Source organism: Erythrobacter sanguineus (assembly GCF_900143235.1).
Lineage (GTDB): Bacteria > Pseudomonadota > Alphaproteobacteria > Sphingomonadales > Sphingomonadaceae > Erythrobacter > Erythrobacter sanguineus.
Window position 1 is genome coordinate 144,608 of the sequence record NZ_FRDF01000008.1, and the last position, 19,962, is coordinate 164,569.

The 19,962-nt window shown below is 62.7% G+C and carries 19 protein-coding genes; 14 read left to right on the forward strand and 5 right to left on the reverse strand.

Going from position 1 to position 19,962, the window contains the following annotated elements; all coding sequences use genetic code 11:
• Window positions 1–65: 65 nt before the first annotated feature.
• The 7 genes from pheS (at window position 66) to BUA05_RS08325 (ending at window position 8,478) form a co-directional block, all read left to right on the forward strand.
• Window positions 66–1,166 carry a phenylalanine--tRNA ligase subunit alpha gene (gene pheS / locus BUA05_RS08295; protein ID WP_072674188.1) on the forward strand — a complete coding sequence of 367 codons (1,101 nt, stop codon included), beginning with the start codon at window positions 66–68 and terminating at the stop codon, window positions 1,164–1,166.
• Window positions 1,163–3,550 carry a phenylalanine--tRNA ligase subunit beta gene (pheT, locus tag BUA05_RS08300; protein WP_072674189.1) on the forward strand — a complete coding sequence of 796 codons (2,388 nt, stop codon included), beginning with the start codon at window positions 1,163–1,165 and terminating at the stop codon, window positions 3,548–3,550. The genes pheS and pheT overlap by 4 nt, the downstream gene beginning before the upstream one ends.
• Window positions 3,551–3,570: 20 nt before the next feature.
• Window positions 3,571–5,091: a peptide chain release factor 3 gene (locus tag BUA05_RS08305; RefSeq protein WP_072674190.1), complete on the forward strand. Its 1,521-nt coding sequence runs from the start codon at window positions 3,571–3,573 to the stop codon at window positions 5,089–5,091.
• Window positions 5,092–5,143: 52 nt separating this feature from the next.
• Complete coding sequence (locus BUA05_RS08310) at window positions 5,144–6,013, forward strand: alpha/beta fold hydrolase (protein WP_072674227.1); 870 nt, start codon at window positions 5,144–5,146, stop codon at window positions 6,011–6,013.
• Between the two features lie 9 nt (window positions 6,014–6,022).
• A complete protein-coding gene (locus tag BUA05_RS08315) occupies window positions 6,023–6,586 on the forward strand; it encodes a pyridoxamine 5'-phosphate oxidase family protein (RefSeq protein ID WP_072674191.1) in 564 nt (187 codons plus the stop codon).
• A gap of 182 nt (window positions 6,587–6,768) precedes the next feature.
• Window positions 6,769–7,107, forward strand: a complete 339-nt coding sequence (locus tag BUA05_RS08320) for a P-II family nitrogen regulator (RefSeq protein WP_072674192.1) — start codon at window positions 6,769–6,771, stop codon at window positions 7,105–7,107.
• A gap of 12 nt (window positions 7,108–7,119) precedes the next feature.
• Complete coding sequence (locus BUA05_RS08325; RefSeq protein WP_086616531.1) at window positions 7,120–8,478, forward strand: ammonium transporter; 1,359 nt, start codon at window positions 7,120–7,122, stop codon at window positions 8,476–8,478.
• A 364-nt stretch (window positions 8,479–8,842) separates the two neighbouring features.
• On the opposite strand, the gene BUA05_RS08330 is transcribed toward BUA05_RS08325, so the two are convergent.
• From BUA05_RS08330 to BUA05_RS08345, 4 genes are read right to left on the reverse strand one after another with little or no spacing between them, the layout of a single operon-like run.
• On the reverse strand, window positions 8,843–10,432 hold the full coding sequence (locus BUA05_RS08330; RefSeq protein WP_072674193.1) for a GMC family oxidoreductase: 1,590 nt from the start codon (window positions 10,430–10,432) through the stop codon (window positions 8,843–8,845).
• 22 nt (window positions 10,433–10,454) lie between these two features.
• On the reverse strand, window positions 10,455–11,429 hold the full coding sequence (locus BUA05_RS08335) for a sterol desaturase family protein (RefSeq protein WP_072674194.1): 975 nt from the start codon (window positions 11,427–11,429) through the stop codon (window positions 10,455–10,457).
• Window positions 11,422–11,850: a hypothetical protein gene (locus BUA05_RS08340; protein ID WP_072674195.1), complete on the reverse strand. Its 429-nt coding sequence runs from the start codon at window positions 11,848–11,850 to the stop codon at window positions 11,422–11,424. Before BUA05_RS08340 ends, BUA05_RS08335 begins: the two co-directional genes overlap by 8 nt.
• Window positions 11,851–11,859: 9 nt before the next feature.
• Window positions 11,860–12,291 (reverse strand): TIGR01244 family sulfur transferase, encoded by a 432-nt coding sequence (locus tag BUA05_RS08345; protein WP_072674196.1) that lies wholly within the window; start codon window positions 12,289–12,291, stop codon window positions 11,860–11,862.
• 277 nt (window positions 12,292–12,568) lie between these two features.
• Here BUA05_RS08345 and BUA05_RS15025 point away from each other — a divergent pair, with 277 nt between their 5' ends.
• The 7 genes from BUA05_RS15025 to BUA05_RS08380 all read left to right on the forward strand — a co-directional run bounded on the left by BUA05_RS15025 (window position 12,569) and on the right by BUA05_RS08380 (window position 19,487).
• Entirely contained in the window at window positions 12,569–13,315 is a 747-nt protein-coding gene (locus BUA05_RS15025) for a cold-shock protein (RefSeq protein WP_072674197.1), read from the forward strand.
• A 127-nt stretch (window positions 13,316–13,442) separates the two neighbouring features.
• A complete protein-coding gene (locus tag BUA05_RS08355) occupies window positions 13,443–14,642 on the forward strand; it encodes an aspartate aminotransferase family protein (protein WP_072674198.1) in 1,200 nt (399 codons plus the stop codon).
• Window positions 14,639–15,589, forward strand: coding sequence for an ornithine carbamoyltransferase (argF, locus tag BUA05_RS08360; protein WP_072674199.1), 951 nt, complete (start codon window positions 14,639–14,641; stop codon window positions 15,587–15,589). The genes BUA05_RS08355 and argF overlap by 4 nt, the downstream gene beginning before the upstream one ends.
• A 66-nt stretch (window positions 15,590–15,655) precedes the next feature.
• On the forward strand, window positions 15,656–16,546 hold the full coding sequence (gene hslO, locus BUA05_RS08365; RefSeq protein WP_072674200.1) for an Hsp33 family molecular chaperone HslO: 891 nt from the start codon (window positions 15,656–15,658) through the stop codon (window positions 16,544–16,546).
• Between the two features lie 74 nt (window positions 16,547–16,620).
• Window positions 16,621–17,052, forward strand: coding sequence for a hypothetical protein (locus tag BUA05_RS08370; RefSeq protein WP_245790137.1), 432 nt, complete (start codon window positions 16,621–16,623; stop codon window positions 17,050–17,052).
• 44 nt (window positions 17,053–17,096) lie between these two features.
• The gene (queC, locus tag BUA05_RS08375) at window positions 17,097–17,795 is read left to right on the forward strand and encodes a 7-cyano-7-deazaguanine synthase QueC (protein WP_072674201.1); all 699 of its coding nucleotides are present in this window, start codon (window positions 17,097–17,099) and stop codon (window positions 17,793–17,795) included.
• 51 nt (window positions 17,796–17,846) lie between these two features.
• Window positions 17,847–19,487 carry an MFS transporter gene (locus BUA05_RS08380; RefSeq protein ID WP_072674230.1) on the forward strand — a complete coding sequence of 547 codons (1,641 nt, stop codon included), beginning with the start codon at window positions 17,847–17,849 and terminating at the stop codon, window positions 19,485–19,487.
• Window positions 19,488–19,695: 208 nt separating this feature from the next.
• Here the strand turns inward: BUA05_RS08380 and BUA05_RS08385 are convergent.
• Window positions 19,696–19,962, reverse strand: a 267-nt coding sequence (locus tag BUA05_RS08385) for a transposase domain-containing protein (RefSeq protein ID WP_143150279.1), incomplete at its 5' end; no start/stop codon positions are given.

Below are 19,962 nucleotides of genomic sequence, written 5' to 3' on the forward strand. Positions count from 1 at the left end.
GCAAAAGCCGCGATTTGCCGCTAGCGGACGCGCGCGCACAATTCGCCAGCCCGATACGACAGGTCATGACCGAACTTGATACCCAGAAACAGGCCGCGCTCGCCGCGATTGCCGATGCCGCCAGCCTCGACGCGCTTGAGGAGCAGCGGCTTGCCGCGCTCGGCAAGAAGGGGTGGGTCAGCCTTGCCCTGAAGACGCTTGGGCAAATGAACCCGGAGGAACGCACTGCCGCCGCGCCCGCGATCCAGAGCGCGCGCGCCGAGATTGCCGATGCGATCGAGACGAAGAAGGCGGCGCTCGAAACCGCCGCGCTCGAAGCGCAGCTGGCGCGCGAGACGATCGACCTGACCCTGCCCACGCAAGCAGCGCCAAGGGGATCGGTGCATCCGGTGAGCCAGGTGATGGATGAACTGGCGGAAATCTTCGCCGACCTCGGCTTTGCAGTCGCCACCGGGCCGGAGATCGATGACGACTGGCACAATTTCACCGCGCTCAACATGGATGAAACCCACCCCGCGCGGGCGATGCACGATACGTTCTATTTCCCCGATCAGACCTCTGAGGGTCGTGAAATATTGCTGCGCACGCACACCTCGCCGGTGCAGATCCGTTCGATGCTGGCGCAAGGCGCGCCGATCAGGCTGATCGCGCCGGGCCGGGTCTACCGGTCGGACAGCGATGCCACCCACACGCCGATGTTCCATCAGGTCGAAGGGCTGGTGGTCGACAAGGATATCCACCTCGGCCACCTGAAATGGACGCTCGAAACCTTTTTCAAGGCCTTCTTCGAGCGCGAGGATATCGTGCTGCGCCTGCGGCCGTCCTATTTCCCGTTCACCGAACCCAGCGTCGAGGTCGATGTGGGTTACTCCACCGAAGGGGGCCGCAGGGTCGTCGGCGGGCATGGCGATGCGCCGGGTCATGCGTGGATGGAACTGGGCGGCAGCGGGATGGTGAACTGCCGCGTGCTCGAATTCGCCGGGATCGATCCGGACGAATATCAGGGCTTTGCCTTCGGCCTCGGGATCGACCGGATCGCGATGCTCAAATACGGGATGAATGATCTGCGCGCCTTCTTCGATGGCGACCCGCGCTGGCTGGCGCATTACGGGTTCAGCCCGTTCGATCAGCCGACACTGTCAGCCGGTGTGGGAGCGCGCGCATGAAGTTCTCGCTCATCTGGCTCAAGGATCACCTTGAGACCACCGCCACCGTGGCCGAAATCTGCGATGCGCTGAACGCCATCGGGCTGGAGGTCGAGGGCGTCGAAGACCCGGCGGAACGGCTCGCAGGGTTCCGCGTGGCCCATGTGCTGACCGCCGCGCGCCATCCCGATGCCGACAAGTTGCAAGTGCTCACCGTCGATACCGGAGAGGGTGATCCGTTGCAGGTCGTGTGCGGCGCGCCCAATGCCCGCGCGGGAATGAAGGGCGTGCTGGGGCTGCCCGGCGCGACCGTGCCCGCCAATGGCATGGTGCTGAAGAAGAGCGCGATTCGCGGGGTCGAATCCAACGGCATGATGTGTTCGGTGCGCGAGCTGGAACTGGGCGAGGATCACGACGGGATCATCGAACTGCCCGATGACGCGCCGGTGGGCACAAGCTTTGCCGATTACCACGGCGCATCGCCAGTGATCGAAGTTTCGGTGACGCCAAACCGCCCCGATTGCATGGGGGTCTACGGCATCGCCCGCGATCTCGCGGCCAAGGGGCTGGGAACGCTGAAGCCGATTGCCATGCCTGCGTTTAGCGCGGCAGGTGACTGTCCGGTGGCAATACGCACTGATGATTCGGCAGGCTGCCCGGCGTTCTATGGCCGCGTGATTACCGGCGTGACCAATGGTGCTTCGCCCGACTGGCTGCAACAGCGGCTGACGAGTGCAGGCCAGCGGTCGATCTCGCTGCTGGTTGATCTGACGAATTACCTGATGCTCGGCTTTGGCCGACCGGCGCACGTTTATGACCTTGCCAAGCTGCAAGGCGCTGTGGTGGCACGGCGCGCGAAGGATGGCGAGCAGGTGCTGGCGCTCAACGAGAAGACCTACACGCTCGACCCCGAAATGGTCGTGATCGCGGACGACAATCAGGTTCACGACATCGCCGGGATCATGGGCGGCGAGGATTCGGGTGTGTCGGAAACGACCACGGACGTCTTGCTTGAAATCGCCTATTTCGATCCTGCACGCATCGGCGCAACCGGGCGCAAGCTGGGGCTGGCATCAGACGCGCGCACGCGGTTTGAACGCGGTGTCGATCCGGAATTTCTGGACACTGGCCTCGATCTGCTGACCGGGCTGATCGTCGAATTGGCAGGCGGCACTGCCAGCGAAGCGGTGCGCGCCGGTTCGCCGCCGAGCAATGCCAAGGTGATCGCGTTCGATCCCGGTCTGACACTCCGCCTCGGCGGGGTGGAAGTGGGCGAGGAGGAGCAGAAAAGCATCCTCGAAAGCCTCGGCTTCACGGTCGGCCAAGGTTGGCAGATCACCTGTCCGCTGCGCCGCCTCGACATCGAGGGCCCAGCCGATCTGGTCGAGGAAGTGGTGCGCATCTACGGGCTGGACAAGGTCGCGAGTGTCCCCCTGCCGCGCGCCGAGGGCGTCGCTCGCCCGACCGCGACCCCGCAGCAGAAGCTCGAACGGTCCTTGCGCCGTGCCGCCGCCGCGAGCGGTTTGCATGAGGCGGTGACGTGGTCCTTCCTGCCCGAATGGGCGGCGGAGCATTTCGCGTCCGACCAGCCGCTGTGGGTGCTCGCCAACCCGATCAGCGAGGACATGAAGGCGATGCGTCCCTCGCTGCTGCCGGGCCTGCTGATGGCGGCCAAGCGCGATGCAGATCGCGGTGCGGATACGACCCGCCTGTTCGAGATCGGGCGGCGCTATTTCCGCAGCGGCAATGGCCTCAGCGACGAAAAGCCGACGCTGGGCACCGTGCTCGCTGGCGACAAGGCCGAGCGGGGCTGGCAGTCGGGCAAGGCCAAGGTGTTTGACGCCTATGACGCCAAGGCGCTGGCGCTCGAACTGCTCGAAGCAGCAGGGGCGCCAGTCACCAATCTGATGGTGATGGGAGACGCGGGCGCGCAGTTCCATCCGGGCCAGTCGGGCACCTTGCGGCTCGGCCCCAAGGTGGTGCTGGCGCGGTTCGGCATGGTGCATCCGGCGACGCTCAAGGCATTCGACGTCGACGGGCCGATTGCTGCCGCCGAACTGTTCCTCGATGCCATCCCGGCGAAAAAGAGCGCCGCTTTCGCCCGCCCCGGTTTCACTCCGCCCGCGCTGCAGGCGGTAACCCGCGATTTCGCCTTCCTCGTGCCGGAAACGCTGGCGGCGGGCGATCTGGTGCGCGCCGTGCAGGGTGCGGACAAGGCCGTGATCAGCAGCGTTCGCGTATTCGATGTCTTCGCTGGCGCAGGCGTGCCGGAAGGCAAGAAGTCGGTCGCCATCGAAGTCACGATGCAACCGGGCGAGACCAGCTTCAAGGATGCCGATCTGAAGACGCTGGCTGAAAAGATCGTCGCTGCCGCCGGCAAGTTGGGGGCCGAGTTGCGCGGCTGATGCCGTAGCAGGAAAACACCATGTCCAATCGCCGCACCTTCGCGATCATCTCGCACCCTGACGCTGGCAAGACCACGCTTACCGAAAAGCTGCTGCTGCAAGGCGGCGCGATTCACCTTGCGGGCGAGGTCAAGGCGCGCGGGGCAGCGCGGCGGGCGCGCAGCGACTGGATGAAAATCGAACAGCAGCGCGGGATCTCGGTCACGTCGAGCGTGATGACGTTTGAACGCGACGGGATCACCTTCAATCTGCTCGACACGCCGGGGCACGAGGATTTTTCGGAAGACACTTACCGCACGCTGACCGCGGTCGATTCGGCGGTGATGGTGATCGACGCGGCAAAAGGCATCGAGCCGCAGACCCGCAAGCTGTTCGAAGTGTGCCGCTTGCGTTCTGTGCCGATCATCACCTTCGTCAACAAGGTCGACCGCGAAGGGCGCGATCCGTTCGAGACGCTGGACGAGGTCGCCGATATGCTCGCGCTCGATGTCAGCCCGCAGATGTGGCCGATTGGCATGGGCGGGGAATTCGAGGGTATCCTCGATTTCGCGACCGAAACCGTCAGCCGTCCCGAAGGCCCCAGCCGCGAATTCCTCGGCAAGCGCGATGCCGATGCTGCTATCCCCGAACGCTTCGCCGACGAGATCGAACTGGCGCGCGGCGGTTATCCCGAATTCGACCTTGAGGCCTTCAGACACGGCGATCTGACGCCGGTCTATTTCGGATCCGCACTCAAGAACTTCGGCGTCACCGAGCTGATCGACGCCATCGCTCGCTACGCACCGCCGCCCCGTCCGCAGCCTGCGGGCGAAGAGCAGATCAGCCCGGACCGCGACGAGGTCACCGGCTTCATCTTCAAGGTGCAGGCCAACATGGACCCCAACCACCGCGATCGCATTGCCTTCATGCGGCAGGTCTCGGGCACCTTCAAACGCGGCATGAAGCTGACGCCATCAGGGCTGGGCAAGCCAATTGCGGTGCATTCGCCGATCCTGTTCTTCGCACAAGACCGTGAACTCGCTGACACGGCTGAGGCGGGCGACATCATCGGCATTCCGAACCACGGCACGCTGCGGGTGGGCGATACTCTGTCGGAACGCAATCAGGTGCGCTTTACCGGCCTGCCCAATTTCGCGCCGGAAATTCTGCGCCGGGTGCAATTGCGCGATCCGACCAAGACCAAGCAACTGAGAAAGGCGCTCGACGATCTTTCAGAAGAGGGCGTGATTCAGGTGTTCTACCCGGACATCGGCGCGCAACACATCGTCGGCGTGGTCGGCCAGTTGCAGCTTGAGGTGCTGATTTCGCGGCTGGAGGCGGAATACAAGGTCGAAGCCGCGCTCGAACCTTCGCCCTTTGCCACCGCGCGCTGGATCAAGGGCGATGCCAAGGCGCTGGAGGAATTCGCCAGCTTCAACCGCGCCAACCTCGCCCGCGACCGCGATGGCGACTTCGTGTTCATGGCCAAAAGCCCGTGGGACGTGAGTTATCAGGTCGAAAAGAACCCTGAGCTGACCTTTTCGGCCACGAAGGAGCGGTGAGGGAGGAACGGTAGGCTTGCGGGAAAACCGGCTTCGCGGCATGGCACAGACCATGCACGACACCGGCCCCACTTCGCAGACCTTCATCTCGCAGCGCCTTCGCCTCAATTACGAGGATTGGGGCGGGCGCGGAAAGCCGCCGCTGGTGCTGGTGCATGGCGGGCGCGATCATGCGCGGTCGTGGGACTGGACCGCCAAGGCGCTGCGCGAAGATTACCACGTCATCGCAATGGACCACCGCGGTCACGGGGATAGCGACTGGGTGTCGGACGGCGTCTATTCCGCCGCCGACATGGTCTATGACCTCGCACAGCTCGTCCACCAGCTCGGCGTCGGGCCGGTGCGGATGGTGGCGCATTCGATGGGCGGCAATGTGGCGCTGCGCTATGCGGGTGCCTTTCCGGACATGGTGACAAAGCTGGTGGCGATCGAGGGCCTCGGACCCTCGCCCGAATGGCGCGAGAAGCAGCGCGCCGTGCCTTACCCCGAACGTCTCGCCGAATGGATCGGGAAGAAGCGCAAGGCTGCGGGACGGACCCCGCGCAAATACGAGAGCATCGAGGCAGCCTTTGCGCGGATGATCGAGGAGAACGCCTACCTCACCGAGGAACAGGCGCGCCACCTCACCGTCAATGGGGTCAATCGCAACGAGGACGGCACCTATAGCTGGAAGTTCGACCCGCACCTCAACGTCTGGCCGGTGGAGGATATCGGTGATGAATTCGTCGAGGCGCTGTGGGGTGCAATCACTTGTCCGACACTGCTGCTCTATGGCGCAGACAGCTGGGCCTCCAATCCGGCCAAGGACGGACGCATCGCCCATTTCAAGACGGCTGAGGTGATCGAGTTCGAGAAGGCGGGCCACTGGCTCCACCACGACCAGTTCGATCGCTTCATCGCCACCTTGCGCAATTTTTTCTGAGCGCGGACGATGTCGGAATTCTTCGATAACCTGAACGAAGATCACATGGCGATGATTGCGGCCCAGCCGGTGTTCTTTGTCGCCACTGCAGCCGCCGAAGGGCGGATCAATCTCAGTCCCAAGGGCTATGACGCGGTGCGGGTGCTGGGGCCGGGCCGCATGGCGTGGCTGGATCTGGGCGGATCGGGGAACGAGACCCATGCCCATCTCGCGGCAGATGGCCGGATCACGCTGATGTTCTGCAATTTCCGCCAGCCCGCGCTGATTCTGAGGGTCTATGGCCGGGGCACACCAGTGCTGCCGCAGGATGCAGGGTGGCAGGAACTGGCTGCACATTTCACGCTGCTGCCCGGCACGCGCCAGATCTTCGATATCGCGGTCGAAAGCGTGCAGACCAGCTGCGGCTGGGGCGTGCCGCTGATGACGCTGGAGGCCGAGCGCGAAACGCTGGTGAAATACCACCGCCAGGCTGATCCCGAGACATGGCAGACCAAGACCTCGGCGCGCACCAGCAGTATTGATGGCCTGCCGACCCGGGCGAGCGATCGTTACATCTCCGGCGAGAGCGACTGAGCTGCGCTCAACGCGCCGACGCTGCCTAAATTCTAATCATTTGATTAAAGCCTAGGCAGATATTTCTCCGCAATTGCGAAATCTCACCGGATTATCGCTGCGGCAACCGCGTTGCGCAAATATGGCACGCTCGTTGCAACAATCGGTCCAGCCGGAATGATCCGGTGCAACAGGGGCCACAGATGAAGTTCATCATCGCCATCATTAAACCGTTCAAGCTCGACACTGTGCGCGAAGCTTTGAGCGGCATCGGCATCGCCGGGATGACCGTGACCGAAGTCAAGGGCTTTGGTCGCCAGAAGGGTCAGACCGAGATTTATCGCGGAGCCGAATATTCGACCAACATGCTCCCCAAGGTGAAGCTTGAAATCGCCACCAGCGACGACATCGCCGTCCAGGTGGTCGAGGCCATTCAGCAAACGGCCAGCACCGGCGCGATCGGTGATGGCAAGATTTTCGTATTCGACCTCGCGTCCGCCACCCGCATCCGCACCGGCGAGTCCGGCGAAACCGCGCTTTAAAGGGGCCAAGCAATGAAGCGTATTTTCCTCAATGCTGCGGCGCTGGCGATGGGAGCGGTTCTGCTTGCCGCACCCGGACTCGCCGCGCCGGTAGCTGTAGCTGCTGAAGTCGTGACCGAAGCAGTCGAAGCCGTTCCCAATCCCGGCAACAACGCCTGGATGATGACGGCGACCGTGCTGGTCATGCTGATGATCCTGCCCGGCCTCGCGTTGTTCTATGGCGGTCTGACCCGGTCGAAGAACATGCTGTCGACCATGACGCAGATCGGCGCGACCGCCTGTCTCGCCATGCTGATATGGGTGATGTGGGGTTACAGCCTCGCGTTTGGCGATACCACTTATGAAGGCACGCTCGGACTGTTTGTCAGCGGGGGCAGCTACTTCCTGTCCGGCACTGATGCCAGCAGCACGGCCGCGACCTTCACTGATGAAGTCATCAGCAAATATGTCTTCATCAGCTTCCAGATGACCTTTGCCGCGATCACCGCTGCGCTGATCCTTGGCGCAACGGCGGAACGGATGAAGTTCAGCGCGGTCATGGCCTTCGTGCCGATCTGGCTGACGATCGTCTATTTCCCGATCGCACACATGGTGTGGGCTGGAGGCGGTCTGCTGTTCGAGGACGGCGCGCTCGATTTCGCCGGCGGCACCGTGGTGCACATCAATGCCGGGATTTCCGGTCTGGTGCTGGCCTATCTGCTCGGCAAGCGTCGCGGCTATCCATCGGAGCCGATGCCCCCGCACAGCCTGGTGATGACGATGATCGGCACCGGCTTGCTGTGGGTGGGCTGGTTCGGGTTCAACGCCGGTTCCGCGCTGGAAGCTGATGGTTCTGCCGGTCTCGCCATGATCAACACCTTCGTCGCCACGGCGGCCGGCGCCTTGACCTGGATGGTGATCGAGCGGGCTGCGGGCCACAAGGGTTCGGCGCTGGGTTTCTGCTCGGGCGTAATTGCCGGTCTGGTGGCTGTCACCCCGGCGGCGGGCAATAGCGGCCCGTTTGGCGCGATCCTGCTCGGCATTATCGCTTCAGCGGTCTGCTACGTCTTCGTGGCCAAGGTGAAGGCGAAGTTCGGCTATGACGACTCGCTCGACGCCTTCGGCATCCACGGCGTGGGCGGCATCGTCGGCGCGATTGGTACGGCGGTGGTCTACCAGCCCTTCCTCGGCGGCCCCGGCGACGGTTCGACGCCGCTCGGCGAACAGCTGTGGATCCAGACCTTCAGCGTCCTCGTCACCATCGCCTGGGCCGGAATCGGCACCCTGATTGCAGGCTTCATCGTCAAGACGATCATTGGCCTCAGGGTCGATGAAGAAGCCGAAGTCAACGGGCTCGACATCTCCGAACACGGGGAGCGCGCCTATAACTAGACACGGGAGCATCGCGCAATCAGTGGGCAACGGTTTTCGCCCTTCGCGATGCGACCAGCAAGAATTCCCAGTTTGGCGGGGGGAGGCCTCTCTCCCTCTCTTCTCCCCCCGCCTCACCTTGTTCCTCCTGCGAACGAACAAACTGAACATGGCCGGAGTGGTGAAAACCCTCCGGCCTTTTTTTGTTGCGATCCCGTCTCCGCGGGGTTCTCCTCGGCGTTTACTTGTTTGGCCTCAAGCACCGGCGCGCGCATCCGCGCGCTTGGCTTTCCTCCAGGGGCCCGGCCCTTCGGGCCACCCTTTCGGGCGCGCGGTCGCGCTTGCGGCCCTATGGGCAGTTTGGGCTATTCAGTGAGGTTAGGAATTATCCCCGCTCGGCTGCCATCACGAAATCCGCGCACCGCTCGCCGATCATGATGCTGGGGGCATTGGTGTTGCCGCTGACAATCTTGGGCATCACGCTGGCATCGGCGACCCACAGGCCTTCCAGCCCCCGCAGGCGCAGCGACGGATCGACCACCGCTTCGGCATCGCTCCCCATGCGGCAGGTACCGACCGGGTGATAGACCGTGTCGGCGCGAGTGCGGATCAAAGCATCCAGCGCGGCATCATCATCAAGATCGACGGCATGGCGATCCCTGGGGCCGAAGGCCTGCAGCGCGGGGGCATCGGCAATCCGGTGCGACAGCCGCACACCGCCGCGCAGCACCGCGATGTCGCGCTCATCATCGAGGAAATTGGGATCGATCACCGGCGCCGAGGCCGCATCGGCCGAGCCGAGCCGCACTGTCCCGCGGCTTTCCGGACGCAGCACGCAGGCATGGAGCGAGAACCCATGCGCCTTGACCTTCTCGCGCCCGTGATCCTCCAGCACGGCGGGCACGAAATGCCACTGCACGTCAGGTGCCGGGCTATCGGGCATTACCGTCCAGAATCCCCCCGCCTCTGCATAGGGCGTGGTCATTACCCCGCTGCGCTTGCGCCGATGTTCGATCATCGCGGCAACCATCCGCAAGCTCCCCTTCAGAGTGCTGCCGATCGGCACGTCGCTGGTCGTCTCCCAGCCGGAGACATAGTCGATATGATCCTGCAGGTTGCCGCCAACTGCGGGCCTGTCGAGGACGACATTGATCCCGTGCGCTTTCAGGTGATCGGCCGGACCGATGCCGGAAAGCATCAGGATCTGCGGGGAATTGAATGCGCCGGCGGAAAGCACCACCCCGCGCCGGGCGATCAGGGTTTCAGTCTTGCCGCCGCGCCGCATCTGGACGCCGGTGACACGCCCGGATTCGATGATCAGCTTCTCGACGAGGCATTCGGTGCGCACCGTGAAATTGCCCTGCTCGCGGATCGGCTCGACATAGGCGCGCGCCGCCGACCAACGCTCGCCTTTGCGCTGGGTGACCTGATAGAGCCCGAAACCCTCCTGCTGCGCGCCGTTGAAATCGGCGTTGGTGCGCAATTGCAGTTCTGCCGCTGCCTCGACAAACGCATGGCTGGCAGGATTCGCCGCGGTCTGATCGGATACGAATAACGGGCCACCCGCGCCGTGCCACTCATCGCCGCCGCGTTCGTTCGCCTCGGCGCGCTTGAAGTAGGGCAGCACATCGTCATAGGCCCAGCCGGCACAACCCGATGCAGCCCAGTTGTCGTAATCCCAGCGGTTACCGCGGATATAGACCATTGCGTTGATTGCCGAGGAGCCGCCCAGCCCGCGCCCGCGCGGCTGATATCCGGTGCGCCCGTTCAAGCCTTTCTGCGGCACTGTGTCGTACCGGTAGTTCGACTTTTCCGGGATGAAGGGCATGAAGCCCGGGGTCTTGATCCAGACATTGTCGTTGCGCCCGCCCGCTTCGAGCAGGCAGACCCGGCGGGTGCCATCAACCGCAAGGCGACCGGCAACTGCGCTGCCGGCACTGCCACCGCCGATGACGATGTAGTCGAAGCTTTCCATGTTCTCTCCCTTTGGGGGGAGACTAGGCAGCTTCGTGGCCTGCTGCAATCCGGTTTCGATCCGCCACTGACATGCCGCTGGTCGCATCCTGTGCGCCGGTGCGCGCCTGCCACCTTGCGCGGATCATGTCCGAAGTTTCGCGGCTACCATCGTGGCTCCAGCCGGGTTCGCGCAAAAGGTAGGACAGCTTGTGTCGCCACGGCGCGCGCCAGATATCGGCGATCATCCCGATCCATTCATGGAACACCGCCCATAACAGGTTGAAACTGCCGAGCTGCTTGATGATGCCGTAACGAATCGCCTCATCGTCGCGCTCGGCCTCGAAAGTGCCGAACATCCGGTCCCAGATGATGAACACGCCCGCATAGTTGCGGTCCAGATAGCGCGGATTGGTGGCGTGATGGACGCGGTGATGGCTGGGCGTGTTCATCACCGCCTCGAACCAGCGCGGCATGCGCTTGATCGCTTCGGTATGGATCCAGAACTGGTAAATGAGGTTAAAACCGCCACAGATCGCAATCATCGCCGGATGGAAGCCCAGCAGCACCAGCGGGACGGCGAACAGAAACCCGAAGGTGAACATGCCGGTCCACGTCTGCCGAAGGGCAGTCGAGAGATTGTAATGCTGGCTCGAATGGTGGTTCACGTGGGCCGCCCACATCCAGCGGATGCGATGCCCGGCGCGGTGGACCCAATAATATTTGAGGTCGTCGAGCACGAAGCAGACCGGCCACGCCCACCACACGGCCCACCATGCGCTGTTGCCATCCGGGCCGAAATCGAAAAGGCGGTATTCGTAGGCGGCAAGGAACGCCGCAACCGCGAACCCGCCGAGCAACGCGCCCGCGACAGTTGAACCGAGCCCGAAGGCGAGGCTGACGAGGGTGTCTTGCGGTTCGTAAGCTTCGGGTGCGCGCAGCCTGGCCCAGACCATTTCGGCCAGCACTGCCACGACAAACAGCGGCACGGCATATTCGGTGGGCGAGAAATCAGGCATGGTGGGGCTCGTCTAGCCGATTGATTGCCTCGGCCCAAGCCTCGGCAGCAGGAAGGTCGAGCGACACCGTACCGAATCGCGCTTCGCCACAATCGACCACGAGCGCTTCCGGGCCAAGGTTGGTCAATAACCGCGCTTGCGCAGCGGGGCCAAGAATGCGCCCGGCAAAACGATTGCCATGGCGCTTGATCAGCATGATGCGCCCTTCGGCATCGCGTGCAATGGCAGCCTGGCCCTCGCGATCGAGGTCTATCGCGACTGGCGCGAAACCGTCAGCCACCTCTGCGGCAACGCGATGCACATCCGCGTCAGTCGCAAGTCGGGGCGTCCCGCCCAGTCCGAGCCATCGCGCCAGCCCGGCAAGCGCAAGAATCGCTATCAGCGAGCCGCCGAATTGCAGCAGCAGCGGATTGAGCGCCATTGGTGCGCTCTATCGACTGGCAAGCATGTCGATCATCGGCCGGATCGGGCTGATGTCATAGCCGGCCTGCATCGCCGTGCGGGCGATCTCGTCAGGATCACCGCCCTGCTTGGCCTCGGCCAGCGCCCACAGGAAGGTCGAACGGGTGCCCGATCGGCAATAGGCGAGAATCGGGCCTTCAGCCTGTTCCAGCGCGGCGATCATGGCATCCACCTGCGGTTCGCTGAAGCCCGCATGGCCAATCGGGATTTCAACATAATTGAGCCCGGCCGCCGCCGCAGCTGCGCCGATCTCGTCACCCTGCGGTGCGCCCGGGTCTTCGCCGTCAGGCCGATTATTCACGATCACCGCAACGCCCGAGGCCGCCGCAGCCGCGACATCCTCCAGCGCAAGTTGCGGGCTTACCGATATATTTTCGGTGAGTTTGCGGAATCCGCTCATGTCCAGTTCCTGCTTTGCGGGGTCTAGTCTACCGCGGTTTCATGCCCAAGAGTGACGGAACGCACAAGCATTCCCGGCCCGCTAAATTGCCCAGGCTTTTGCGATTGCCGATGCATCCCTGTAAAATCGTTCGCAAAGCAACTCGTTGTGCGCTATGGGTAGGACGGAAAGTGCGCTCCAGTTCATTAAGCTCGGAGCGTCTGTGTCCGGTGCGGCTCACTGTCCACGCCACCGGCACACTGGAGGACGGGCAGTGTGGCAAGGTACGTTCTGATTTATGGGTTACGATAGGGGACGCCGGCGCGGCCGCGACAAGCGCGACGGTTTCGGCGAAGATGGTTTCGATCCGTTCGGCGGCGGGAATGACGGTTTTTCGCCTCCGCGTGAATTCGGCGGCGGCGATCGTTTCGGCGGCGGCGGTGATCGCTTTGGCGGCGGCGGCGGTGCGCCGCGCGGCGCTCCCGGTGGCGGCGGCCCGCGTGGCCCAGGCGGCCCTGGTGGCGGTGCCGGCGGCGGCGGTTTCACCCGGATGCCCGCGCAGGTGGTCGGTACCGGCAAAGGAATCGTCAAGTTCTTCAACAGCCAGAAGGGCTTTGGCTTTGTCCAGCAGGAAGGCGGGGGCGAGGACGTTTTCGTGCACATCAGCGCGGTCGAACGTGCTGGCCTGGAAGGTCTGGCCGAAGGACAGGAGCTGCAGTTCAATCTGGTCGATCGCGGCGGCAAGGTGTCGGCGCAGGATCTCCAGATCGTCGGCGATGTGATCGCAGCGCCGGAAAAACCGGCAGCGCCGCAGCGCGAGCTGACCGGTGAGCGAACCAAGGGAACGGTCAAGTTCTTCAATGCGATGAAGGGCTTCGGCTTCCTCGTTCGCGATGATGGCCAGCCCGATGCCTTCGTCCACATCAGTGCGGTAGAACGGTCAGGCCTTTCTGCCATCAACGAAGGCGAACGTTACGAATTCGATCTCGAAGTCGACCGGCGGGGCAAGCATTCCGCGGTTAACCTCATTCCGGTCGAGGACTGACAAAGTCTTCCGGTTGCCCCGGTTTGACGCCGGAAGCAGGTAAGATTATCGGATTGCAGATGGCGGCTCTGGTTCGGGGCCGCCATTTGCTTTTGGCTCTACCCGCTCACCATTCAGGAAATTGCCGATGTCGATCACCCCGCTCATGCCCGTCTATCCGCGTTGCGGCGTGCGGCCAGTGCGCGGCGAGCACTGTCATCTGATCGACGAAGACGGCACACGTTATCTTGATTTCGCCAGCGGAATCGCGGTCAACCTGCTCGGCCATTCGCACGAAGGCCTGATCGGGGCAATCCAGCGGCAGGCCGGGACGCTGATGCATGTTTCCAACCTCTACGGCAGCCCGCAGGGCGAAAAGCTGGCGCAGATGCTCGTCGATCATACCTTTGGGGATACGGTATTCTTCACCAATTCCGGGGCCGAGGCGGTCGAGACGGCGATCAAGTGTGCACGCGCCTACCACCAGAATGCGGGTGATGCGGGCGATGCCAGCCGGTTTGAGCTGATAACCTTCCACAACGCCTTCCACGGCCGCACGATGGCAACCATCAGCGCGTCCAACCAGACCAAGATGCATCATGGCTTCTCGCCGCTGCTCGACGGGTTCAAATACGCGCCGTTCGACGATCTTGAGGCCGCCAGAGCATTGATTGGCCCGCACACGGCGGGCTTTCTGGTGGAACCGATTCAGGGCGAAGGCGGCATTCGTCCGGCCTCGCAGGAATTCATGTCCGGATTGCGCGCGCTGGCTGATGAGCACGACCTGATGCTGGCGCTTGATGAGGTGCAATGCGGGGTGGCGCGCACCGGCACGCTCTATGCGTATGAGCAATACGGGATCGAGCCTGATATTCTTGCGACCGCCAAGGGCATCGGTGGCGGTTTTCCGCTGGGTGCCTGCATCGCCACGGAAAAGGCCGCGCGCGGCATGACCTTCGGCACCCACGGATCGACCTATGGCGGCAACCCTCTGGCGATGGCGGCGGGAACGGCCGTGATGGAAGCGGTCGCGAACGACGAATTCCTCAGCCAGGTGCGCGAGAAGGGGGAGCGCCTGCGCAAGGGTTTCGAACAGTTCATCGGCAACTATCCCGAACTGTTCGAACTGGTGCGCGGTATGGGATTGATGCTCGGCCTCAAGATGAAGGTCGAAAGCCGCCCGTTCTTCGTCCACCTGCGCGATAATCATCAGCTTCTGACCGTGGCAGCGGGCGACAACACCATCCGGATTATCCCGCCACTGGTGATCGGCGACGCCGAGATTGACGAGTTCTTCGACAAGCTCTCAGCCGGCGCAGCGAGCTTCAAGGTGACCGAACCCGCATGACCGGCGCAACCACGCCGATTCGCCATTTCCTCGATCTCGGGGATGCCGGGGCCGACGATATCGCAGCGATGATCAATGATGCGATCGACCGCAAGGCCGCGCGCACCGGGCTTCCCAGGGGCGCGGCGGATGCAGATGCCCCGCTCGCGGGCCGCGTGCTGGCACTGGTGTTCGAGAAGAATTCGACCCGCACCCGCGTCAGCTTCGACATCGCCATGCGACAGCTTGGGGGCAGCGTGCTGATCCTCGATTCAGGCTCGAGCCAGCTGGGACGCGGAGAGAGTATCGCGGATACTGCGCGCGTGCTGAGCCGGATGGTGGATGGCATCATGCTCCGGACCGACGATCACGCCAAGATCGAGGAAATGGCGCACCACGCCACGGTGCCGGTGATCAACGGGCTGACCGACAGGTCGCACCCATGCCAGATCGTCGCTGACCTGCTGACCATGATCGAACATGGAAAGGCCCTGCCGGGACTGGAGATCGCCTGGTTCGGGGATGGCAACAATGTGCTGCATTCGATTCTGGAGGCGGCAGGGCTGTTCAAGTTCAACGTCCGGATCGCCACGCCAGCCGGTTATGAGCCTGATCCATCTTTCGTCGCGCTCGCCCGGAACGGGGGAGCGCAGGTCACGCTGACGCAGGACGCCAGTGCTGCTGCGCGCGGCGCCGATGTAATCGTTACCGACACGTGGATTTCGATGGGGCAGGCGGATGGAGCGGCGAAGCGGGCGGCAATGGCGCCGTATCAGGTTAATGCCGCTCTGATGGCCGAGGCCAAGGCCGACGCGATTTTCCTCCATTGCCTTCCCGCCCATGTTGGCGAGGAAGTCAGCGAGAACGTTTTCGAAGGCCCGCAATCGGTGGTTTTCGACGAGGCGGAGAACCGCATCCACGCCCAGAAATCAGTGCTGTTGTGGAGCTTGGGCCTGCTGGGATCCTGAGCCGGTCAACCGCCTGCTTGCGGCTGGGCCTTCCGCCCGACATGAACAGTCCCCATATGGCCGCGCATGGCTGACATAAACGAAACCTTTGCCGACCGACTCATGGGGCTCACCTTGCCCGGACGCAGCGCACGGGGGCGCGTCGTCAGGCTTGAGAACGTGCTTGAGGAAGTCCTTTCGGCGCACGATTATCCCGCGCCTATCGCTCACCTGCTAGGCGAGGCCCTGGTGCTGGGCGCGTTGATGGGCGGGCTGCTGAAGGGGGAGCAGGCGCAGATGACCATGCAGGCCCAGACCAGTGGCGGGATCGTCAACCTGCTGGTCTGCGATTATCGCGCTGGTGCGGTGCGCGGCTATGCCGATTTCGACGGCGAGCGGCTCGCTTCACTCGGCGCCAATCCGTCGCTCAAGGCATTATTCGGGGAAGGGTATCTCGCGATCACCTTCGAAACCGAAGGCCGCCAGCGTTATCAGGGTATTGTTCCGCTCGAGGGAGATTGCCTTGCAGAAGCCTGCGAGACTTACTTCAGCCAGTCTGAGCAGATACCCACACTGATCAGAGTAGCGAGCCGCGCGGGGGCCAAGGGCCACGCGGCTGCCGGACTATTGGTGCAACATCTCGCCGATGGCGAGGAAGGTCGCGAACGGCTCCATGTGCGAATGGATCATCCCGACTGGGAACACGTCGCAATCATGGCTGGTTCGATCAGTCACGAGGAGTTGCTCGACCCGGCATTGTCGCTCGAAGCAATAGCCTGGCGCCTGTTCCACGAAGAGGACGAGGTGCGCGTGCAGGCAGGTGCCGTACTAACCCGTGGTTGCCGATGCAGCGCCGAGCATTACACTTCGATTATCGGGCGCTTCCCGCCAGATGAACAGCAGGCAATGCGCAACCCTGATGGCATAATCGTGGTCGACTGCGCCTTCTGTTCGCGGCTGTTTGAGTTGGCCGTTTAGAAGCTGGTCGAAAACATCGGCCTGTGCAGCAGCACTGTGCCAAATTTTCCAAGCCAACCCGCAAAAATGCGGGCATGAAGGTATTCGCTATGCAGGCTTCTATCAGCCATTTCCGGACGATCAGCTTGTGCTTACTGCTGGCTGCAGGCTTCACATGGCTTGCAGTTCCGGGCCTTGCGCAAGGCGCCGGGCTCGCGATGCTGGGTACCTTGGCCAAAGGCGAGTGGACGATCAAGTATCGCGACGGCTCGCCTGATCGCAAGATCTGCGTGCGCTCGGGGCAGGAACTGATCCAGATCAAGCACGACGAGACCGGATGCAGCCAGTTCATTGTCGAAGACGGCGTATCCAGAGTATCGGTGCAATATACCTGTCCGGGCAATGGATACGGAAGAACCAGCATTCGCCGTGAAACGGCGGCGCTGGTGCAACTGGAAACGCAGGGCATCCATGCCGGACTACCCTTCCAGTTTCAGGCAGAGGCGCGTCGCACCGGTTCGTGTTGATGGCTGATGATTGCCTTTGGCTGCGGTCGTGATAGGGGCGCGCCATGAACGCCGCTTACCCTCTCTCGCCAGCGCCGATCGCAGTCGTGCTGCTTTCGGGCGGCCTTGATTCAATGGTCACGGCCGCCCTGGCCAAGGAACAGGGTTTCGCGGTCCATGCCTTGAGCGTGGACTATGGGCAACGGCACCGGCTCGAACTGGAATCTGCAAGGCGAATCGCAAAACAGTTGGACGTTGCCAACCACACCGAGATCAAGCTTGATCTGAGAGCGTTTGGCGGTTCTGCGCTTACCGATGCGATCGATGTTCCGAAGGACGGCTTAGGCGAGAACATTCCGATAACCTATGTCCCGGCACGCAATCTCGTGTTTCTCGCGCTGACGACAGCGTGCGCGGAAGCGGCTGGCGCGCACGATGTGTTCATCGGCGTGAATGCACTCGATTATTCGGGCTATCCCGATTGCCGGCCGGAATTCATTGCGAGCTTTGCCGAGACGGCGCGGCTCGGCACCAAGGCAGGGGTTGAGGGCGCACCATTCACGATCCATGCGCCTCTTCAGCACATGACCAAGGCCGATATTGCCTGCGAATGTGCCCGGCTTGAGCTTGATCCGGTGTGGAGCTGGTCGTGCTACGACCCCACACCTGAAGGTATGGCCTGCGGCCTGTGCGATTCATGTCGCTTGCGGAAAAAGGGTTTTGCTGAAGCAGGCATAATCGATAGCACCAGATACAATGCCTAGAACATGGCGCCGCACCTGCGGACCGCTAGCACACGAAACAGGGGATCATTCTTGAACGAGGAAGCAGGCACGGCCGTGAGCCGCGAGGACGCGCCAGTACCTGCCTATAGCTGGTACGCTCTCAGCGTTCTGGTGCTGGTTTATGTGCTGAATTTCATTGATCGCCAGATCCTCTCGATCCTGGCGAATGACATCAAGGCCGATCTTGGCGTCGATGATGCCTATCTCGGGTTCCTCTATGGTACCGCCTTCGCGATTTTCTACGCCTTGTTCGGCATTCCGCTCGGGCGTCTGGCGGACAGCTGGAAACGCGTGCGATTGATGACCCTCGGGCTGGCTCTTTGGTCGGCCATGACCGCATTCTCCGGCTTTGCGCGCGACGCCGGAACTCTTTCCGTGGCCCGGATCGGTGTCGGGGTAGGCGAAGCCACGGCGAGCCCCTCTGCCTATTCTCTGATTTCCGACTGGTTTCCGGCAAGGCTACGGGCAACAGCCCTCGCCATCTACAGTTCCGGCCTCTACATCGGCGGCGGAGTTTCTTTAGCGATTGGCGGCGTCATAGTTGACGGCTGGAAGAAGCTTTTCCCGGCAGGCGATCCGATGTTCGGGCTCGTAGGATGGCAGGCGGCCTTCATCGCTGTTGGATTGCCGGGGCTGCTGCTGGCTGTTTGGGTCGCAACACTCCGGGAGCCTGTGCGTGGGGCGATCGATGGGCTCACGACACCCGAAGATCCGCATCCGTTCCGCGGTTTTGTCCAGGAACTGTACACGATCATTCCGGGCTTCACCTTCTTCGGAGCCGCCGCACGGGGTTGGAAAAGCCTTCTGCTCAATGTCGTTGTGCTGTGTGGGGCGCTGTTCGCAGCGCATCTCATCACCGAGCTGCTTGCGTCTGGTGAAGGGGTGATTGTCGCCGGGATTGGAAGCTCACTCGGCGTAGCCTTGATCCCGATTACAGACCAGTGGCTATTGCTCGCAGTTGGCTATTATGCGGTTTTCTGCTGGGCTAGCGCACTTCGCGTGCGTGATTATCCGACGTTTGCGCTCACTTGGGGCTCCCCAGCCTTCCTGTGCACAATTCTAGGATATGGAACGGTGGCATTTATGGCCTATTCGGCCTCCTATTGGGGTGCCCCCTATGCCGAACGGACGTTCGCGGCGATTTCCAAATCCGAACTTGGGTTCTTTCTGGGTGGAGGTGGCGCCGTGGGGGGCTTTCTTGGCGTGATCCTCGGCGGTCGCATGGCGGACACGCTTTTGCAGCGCACACCTTCCGGCCGTGTCTGGGTGATCTTATTCGGCTTGTTGAGTCCGATACCCCTTGCTGTTCTTCAATATACGACATCCAGCTGGACGCTGTTTATCCTTTTGAACGTAGTCGTTGGCGCTCTTGCCGCTTCTGCTCTCGGTGCCGCGGCCGCAACCAGCCAGTCTCTTGTCCTGCCAAGAATGAGGGGGACGGCTACGGCAACCTTCTTTCTGGCCACTACGCTGGTGGGACTGGCTCTCGGGCCATATCTCGCAGGGTATGTCTCGGCGAGGAACGATGGCGATCTGTCGAAGGGCGTGCTGACAACCCTGTGGATCACACCTATCGGTTTCGCTCTTCTGCTGGCTGCGATCAGGCTGGTTCCGAAGGCGGCGGCAACCATAGTAGAGCGGGCACGAGCGGCGGGAGAAGAGATCGGCTAAGCTGTCGAGGGGGCCCATCCATCGTCTGGCGTGAGCATCCGTCCGGGGGCGTCGGTTGCCATATAAGAGGTCAGTTGATCCGACGGCCGCAGGTCGGCCGCTATTTCATTTGGGCTGCCCTGTTACCTGAGAGTTGGACCGTTCGCAGGTAGCAGCTGCGGGCCTAGGTTTCCGCTACTTGGCAACGAGTTATGGGTAAGCGGTGTTTTCAAGCCACGTGGGCGTGCGGCAGGAGCTCGTCGACGCGCGATACTGGGTGGCCATTGGCGAGGCTGGTGAGCGTTGCGGTCAGCCAGGTATGCGGGTTGATGCCGTTGAGTTTGCAGTTCTCGATGAGCGTGGCGATCACCGCCCAGTTGTCGCCGCCCTCGTCGGAGCCTGCGAACAGGGCATTCTTGCGGTTCAGGGCAAGCGGCCGGATGGCGCGCTCGACGGCGTTGTTGTCGAGATCGATGCGGCCATCGTCGAGGAAGCG